At 43.6% G+C, this 4,814-nt stretch carries 2 protein-coding genes and 1 pseudogene; 1 reads left to right on the top strand and 2 read right to left on the bottom strand.

The window, feature by feature from the left end; translation table 11 throughout:
- Positions 1-608: pseudogene (locus ABW391_RS28055) on the top strand (protein TolA); the annotation flags it as partial.
- 31 nt (positions 609-639) lie between these two features.
- Here the strand turns inward: ABW391_RS28055 and ABW391_RS28050 are convergent.
- Together ABW391_RS28050 and ABW391_RS28045 are read right to left on the bottom strand one after the other, a co-directional pair.
- Positions 640-2,229, bottom strand: a complete 1,590-nt coding sequence (locus ABW391_RS28050; RefSeq protein WP_353485221.1) for a serine/threonine protein kinase — start codon at positions 2,227-2,229, stop codon at positions 640-642.
- Positions 2,230-2,332: 103 nt separating this feature from the next.
- On the bottom strand, positions 2,333-4,642 hold the full coding sequence (locus ABW391_RS28045) for an ATP-binding cassette domain-containing protein (protein ID WP_353485220.1): 2,310 nt from the start codon (positions 4,640-4,642) through the stop codon (positions 2,333-2,335).
- Positions 4,643-4,814: the final 172 nt, after the last annotated feature.

Raw genomic sequence — 4,814 nt, 5'->3', positions numbered from 1 at the left:
CAAAGGCTGCTGCAGATCTGAAAGCAAAGCAGGAAGCAGATGCAAAGGCTGCTGCGGATCTGAAGGCTAAACAAGAAGCAGATGCAAAGGCTGCTGCAGATCTGAAAGCAAAGCAGGAAGCAGATGCAAAGGCTGCTGCTGCTCTGAAGGCTAAACAAGAAGCAGATGCAAAAGCTGCTGCGGATCTGAAAGCTAAACAAGAAGCTGACGCCAAGGTTGCTGCAGATCTGAGAGCTAAATTGGAAGCAGATACAAAGGCTGCAGCAGATTTAAGAGCCAAACTAGAGGCTGATGTAAAAGCAGCCGCAGATGCAAAGGCCGCCGCAGATTTAAGAGCTAAACAAGAGGCAGATGCGAAGGTAACTGCGGATCTGAGAGCAAAACAAGAGGCAGATGCTAAGGCTGTAGCAGATCTGAAAGCTAAACAAGAAGCAGATTCAAAAGCTGCTGCTGCAAAAGCTGCTGCTGCAAAAGCTGCTGCTGCAAAAGCTGCTGCTGCAAAAGCTGCTGCTGCAAAAGCGAAGAAATCAGGAAAGGTAACTTGCAAAAAAGGCTCAATAGTTAAAGTCTTTGTTGGAAAACAGTGCCCACCTGGTTACAAGAAATAGAAGTTCTAACTCTAGAAACTTCTTGTTTTTACTAATTTGACAAAATAGTTACAGAAAAGTCATATCTTAAATCTAAGTTTGTAGCCGTCTTTCCGGCAACAAAGTAATTGATTGAACCAGGTTGCTTTGCTTCTCTTCCGCTAACAACAATGGTGTCAAACTCGGTACCGCAACGTGCATCACCTTTAATTACTTTAGCTTTTATTGGACCAGCATCGGCTGGACGAGGAGAAATACTTTCAACTTTCAATGAAGATCCAACGACATACTGGTCGCAAACATAAAATTCGAAAGTAGTTCCATCTCCTGTGGTTGCTTCAGTCTCACCAGAAATCAATGCAGACCAGGTGTAAGCAGGCAGCTTCTCTGAACCTCCAGCAACCTGACCTTCAGGAGATTTTGATCCTGCAAAAATAAAGTAAGCAGCAATGCTCAGTGCGACTAACCCCGCAACAATTAGGACCGGCACTTGCTTTTTACTACCGCTGGATGTGCCAGCACCTGTCTTTGGTCCAGAAGAAGTTTTTGCTGCAGATTTAAGCTCTCTTTTTGCTTGCTTTGCATTTTCCTCGGCTGTTTTTTTCTGAAGTTTCTCTTCAGCCTTTTTAGCTAAATCCTGATCTTTTGCAAGCTTTCTTGCGGCATCTAAAACTTGCCTCTCTTGTGCGAGCTTTTCATCCTCAATCTGCTTACTGAGGGCATCCTGCTTTGCCTTTTTATCCTCAATATCTTGTTTTCTAGTCTTTTCTAAGAATGAATTTTGAGCCGTGGCTTCCTGTTGCTTTTGCTCTTTTTTCGAACCTAGCGATAACTTCTTTGGTCCATCATTAAGTCTTTTAAGCATCTGGGAAGCGGTCTTACGCGACTGTGCATCTTTTATCAACAGTGGCGTAATAATATCGATTTGAAAATCTGACAATGCTGAAGTGTCAGGCTCTACCATCAAAATGGTGTGCATGACTGCGCCAACTGAAGAATCATCAGCACCCCACGGTGTTTTACCTGTTGCTGCAAACATGAGCGTTGAACCGGCTGCAAAATTATCTACAGATGTGGTGATTTCTTTTCCTAAGAATTGCTCAGGTGCTAGCCACGCTGGTGTGCCAGCAACCATTCCTGTGCCGGTCAAGGAAGTGGCATCATTAACAAAAGAGATTCCAAAGTCAATTAGTTTTGGACCACTTTTTGTAATCAATATGTTTGATGGCTTTATGTCTCGATGCACAACACCTACTGAGTGAACAGATACGAGTGCAGATAGAAAGCCTCTAGCAAAATCTATCCACTGATCTTCTGGGAGTGGACCTTCTTTTTCTATCAATAACTTTAAGCTTGGACCATCCACGTAATTAGTTGCAATCCATGCTGGATTTCCATTGATATCGGAGCCAACTATCTCGGCAACAAACTCACTTTTAACGCGAAGTAAAGTGTCAACCTCTCGCTCTAGTCGAGTTCGACTTGCTGGATCTTCTAAGAGAAATTCACGAACAACTTTAATAGCGGCAGCGTGTGTTCCATTTGTGCCCATATAGACGATGCCCATGCCACCTGAGCCAAGGCGATTGACAATCTGCCAAGGCCCGATCTGCTCGGGGTCACCGCTTCTTAACCGCTCCATGTGCTTAGTCTGCCATCCCGACAAGCAGGCAATCAAAAATACTCAATGGATTCAAGCAAATATGGGGCAAAACGAAGTGTTTCACCCTAATAAGCAAGAGGTGTTAACGCTTTCTTGACAGGACCAGATAGCAGGTTGCAAGGAAGAGAAGAGACATCCCAAAGACAATGGAGGATCCTTGGGTCAGGGTTTCGACAATTGGCTCCCAGCGACCCCTTAAATCAGGATCAGAAATGACAGATAGATCTATCAAATTCACTGATGCAGAAAATGCGTTCATTGACCAATAACTTGGCACTAATGGTGAGATCAGATCGATGATGCCTTCATTCTTTCCAGGCAAGGCACCTGATAGAACTACTTGCGCCATTGTTAAGCCCACAAGAATTGGCATTGCTTGTTCAGGTGAGCTCAAAATACTTGAAACTAGCAAACCTAAACACATTGAAGCAAAGCCAAGTGCAACAGTTAAGAACAAGATTTCAAGATATGAACTTCCGATAAAGAGACCTTTTTCCGGAACGGGGCGGTTAAATAACAAAATTGAGGCAAAAATTACTGATTGAATTGTTGTTGCAATTCCTAGGATCAGAACCTTTGACATCAGATATGTTCCTGATCTAATTCCAACACTCTTTTCGCGCAGGCGAATAGGGTCTTCTTTAATAATCTCTTGAACCGATGTTGAAAGCCCAATAAACACCGTTCCCAAAATAAGGATCATTAGATTTGAACGGGCACTTGGATTAAAAAATTTGCCATTCGCACCAGGTAACCCTGGGCCAAGTCCTAAATCACCAGCTGTGGCATAGCAAATCAAACCAATTAAAATAGGAATTGCAGCTAGTAAGCCTAGGTAATAACGATCAGAAGATATGACTCGCAGATATCTTGCACTAAGAGTTAATAGCTGTCGGACCCACGATTGCTTCTTTACCTTCTCTTGCGAAAGCTCAGTGCTTGGAGAGATAACTCCTGAACGCTTTTTGTTTGATAGCAACAGCGCTTCTGGGCTAGACAACATTCTGAAAACCTCAGCCCAGTTGTTCTTTCCAAGGGCGGTAAAGACAGTCGATGAAGGCCCTGCATATGCAATTCGACCACCAGATGCCAAAAGGACGACGTTGTCACAGAAGTTCAAGTTATCTACAGAGTGTGTAACAAGGACAACTGTTTGACCATCATCTGCAAGCTTTCGAAGTGTTTCCATTACGTGAGCATCTAAACCAGGATCCAAGCCTGAAGTGGGCTCATCAAGGACAAGAATTGAAGGCTTAGTAAGTAGTTCAAGACCAATACTGGCTCGCTTTCTTTGACCTCCAGATAATTTATCAATTCTCAAATCTGCACGGGGAGTTAGTTCAAGTTTCTCCATTACCTCTTCAACACGTGCCTGTCTTTCAGCTTTAGATGTTTCACTGGGAAAACGAAGCGCAGCACCGTAATTTAGCGCCTGCTTAACGGTTAAGCGGGTGTGCAAAATATCTGCCTGTGGAACTAGTCCGATTCTTTGGCGCAAGTCCCCGAACTCTTTATGAAGATCACGGCCACCTATAAGAATTTGTCCCTCTGTTGGTGTTGTGCGCCCAGTGATTGCATTTAATAGCGTTGATTTTCCAGCACCCGATGGTCCAACAATTGCTGTTAAAGAGCGTGGGCCTAAGTGAAAGTTAATATCCTTTAGTAGTTGTCTATCGCCAACAGAAAAATGAAGATCCTTTGCAACAACATCAACGCCATCTATGCCAACAGGAGAATCCAAGCCATCTGAGGTGAACCGTCGGGTCGCGCCACCAATTGAGATCAGATCCCCAATTTCAATTTCACGGCGCTTAATTTGCTGACCATTTATGAAGGAACCATTTGAAGAGCGAAGATCAACTAGATCAAAACCTCCGCTGTCATTCTGAACCACTTCAGCATGAAAACGTGAAACTGTTAAATCCTCAATCTGCCAATCATTTGCAGCATCACGCCCAATACGAATACGTTGCTGCAAACGAATTCGAGATGTCTGATCATCATATGAAGCTGGGTAGTTCTCTAGAACTGAAGCGACAAGTGTTCGATCACCCTTTTGAATAGGGGCTTTCTTTAACGGCTCTTTACTCTTCTTTTTTCCCAATTCCAGTGGATGTAACCGAATTTCCTGGCCATTGTCTCCACCTAAAAAGATTGAGATCAGTTCAGTGATTGCAAATTCTCTAACAGCTTTTCCATTCAAAAAGGTTCCGTTTGAAGAGTCAAGATCAACTGCATTCCAATGATTGCCATCAAATTCAAGGCGAAGATGAGTTCTTGAAACCTTTGAACCCATCACCTGAATATCAGCTGATTTATCTCTTCCGATTGTGAAGGGTTTACCGGGATTGATGACCGTCGATCCACCATCCCAGTCGATTAGAAGCTTCATGGCTCAATAATTCCTCTTCATGACCTCTGGGTAAAGGACTTCCATAGGGTTTTTCTAACCAGATTTAACTTGTAAGCGCTGTGCCATGGTTGATGCGACATTGAGCCACTTAGCAGTTTCTGCCTCAGTAAATTGTGTTTGTGAGCCTGTCAAAATATAGAGACCGGTAAAC

It is taken from the genome of Haliscomenobacter sp., from assembly GCF_040403615.1.
In the GTDB taxonomy this organism is placed as follows: Bacteria; Bacteroidota; Bacteroidia; order Chitinophagales; family Saprospiraceae; genus Haliscomenobacter.
This window is presented reverse-complemented; position numbering and strand designations above follow the sequence as displayed.

Excerpts from the sequence above, each read along its gene's own strand:
- ABW391_RS28050 (WP_353485221.1), bottom strand. The coding sequence starts at position 2,229 with ATGGAGCGGTTAAGAAGCGGTGACCCCGAGCAGATCGGGCCTTGGCAG.
- ABW391_RS28045 (WP_353485220.1), bottom strand. The coding sequence starts at position 4,642 with ATGAAGCTTCTAATCGACTGGGATGGTGGATCGACGGTCATCAATCCC.